At 34.8% G+C, this 1,312-nt stretch carries 1 protein-coding gene; it reads left to right on the top strand.

What is annotated here, in order from left to right; translation table 11 throughout:
• Nucleotides 1–41: 41 nt before the first annotated feature.
• Nucleotides 42–1,267 (top strand): IS3 family transposase gene (locus B0G92_RS00055; protein WP_375153598.1). Its coding sequence is split into 2 segments (ribosomal slippage): nucleotides 42–390 and nucleotides 390–1,267, totalling 1,227 coding nucleotides; the frame shifts between segments, so codons are not numbered across the junction.
• Nucleotides 1,268–1,312: the final 45 nt, after the last annotated feature.

Below are 1,312 nucleotides of genomic sequence, written 5' to 3'. Positions count from 1 at the left end.
TGTCCCATCCTGAAATAAGTTGACACCAAATCGACTTTATTATGAAAGACAACGAAAGTAAGGCAATTAAACGTAGCCAAAAGGATTATAACATGGCTTTTAAATTAGCTGTAATTTCCCGAGTTGAAAAAGGCGAAATGACTTACAGGCAGGCTCAATCTGTTTATGGAATTCAGGGGAGAAGCACGGTTTTGGTCTGGTTACGAAAATTTGGTAATTTAGACTGGAGTAAACCCAATCTGTTATTTATGTCTAAATCCAAAGAAACCCCGGCTCAGATTATTAAACGATTAGAGAAAGAACTGGCCGATGAGAAACTTCGAAATAAGATTCTCAATACGATGATCGACATTTCTGATAGTCAGTACGGAACTCAGATCCGAAAAAAGTTTTCTCCCAAACCATCTTCCGACTCCGCGAAGGAGCAGGAATAAGTTTGTCCAAAAGTTGCCGATTGTTTGGGATGAGTAGGCAAGCTATATATCAGGAACAAAAAAGAATTGTCAATCGGGAATCTGAGTTACTAAAAGTAAAGCATCTGGTTCTTTCTTTGCGATTGGAAATGCCACGTATAGGAACACGTAAACTATATTACCTACTTTCGAAGCAATTTGATCAACAGGGTATAAAGATAGGTCGTGATGCTTTATTTGATTATCTAAGAAGGGAGAAGTTACTTGTTAAACCAATGAAGAGTTACACTAAAACTACCTATTCTAAACATTGGCTACACAAGTACGAAAATCTTTTGAAAGAGTGTGAACTTAACCGTCCCGAACAGGTATATGTTAGTGATATTACTTATATCAAGTCACATCAGAAAACGCATTATCTATCTTTAGTTACTGATGCTTATAGTAGAAAAATAATGGGGTATAAACTGAGTGATGATATGAGTTCTGAAAATATGGTACAGGCATTAAAAATGGCTGTAGAGAATAGAAAATCAACATTACCATTGATACATCACTCCGATAGAGGATTACAATATTGTTCTAAAATTTATCAGGAAGTATTAGCTAAAAACGGCATTACACCTTCTATGACTGACGGATACGATTGCTATCAGAATGCGTTGGCAGAAAGAATAAACGGAATTTTAAAAAACGAATTTTTGATTTATAAATGTAAAGATGGCCAAACATTAGAAAAACTCCTAAAAACAGCAATAGAAATCTATAATAATAAAAGACCACATTTGAGTCTGAAAATGAAAACACCTAACTTTATACATGAAAAAAACCAGCCAGGAAACCTGACCGGTTAATATATTTTTATTCTAAAATCTGTCAACCTATTTTAGGACGACTCA

It is taken from the genome of Flavobacterium lindanitolerans (assembly GCF_002846575.1).
Taxonomy (GTDB): Bacteria; Bacteroidota; Bacteroidia; order Flavobacteriales; family Flavobacteriaceae; genus Flavobacterium; species Flavobacterium lindanitolerans.
Note: the sequence above shows the minus strand (reverse complement) of the source record. Positions and strands in the feature narration are given on the sequence as shown.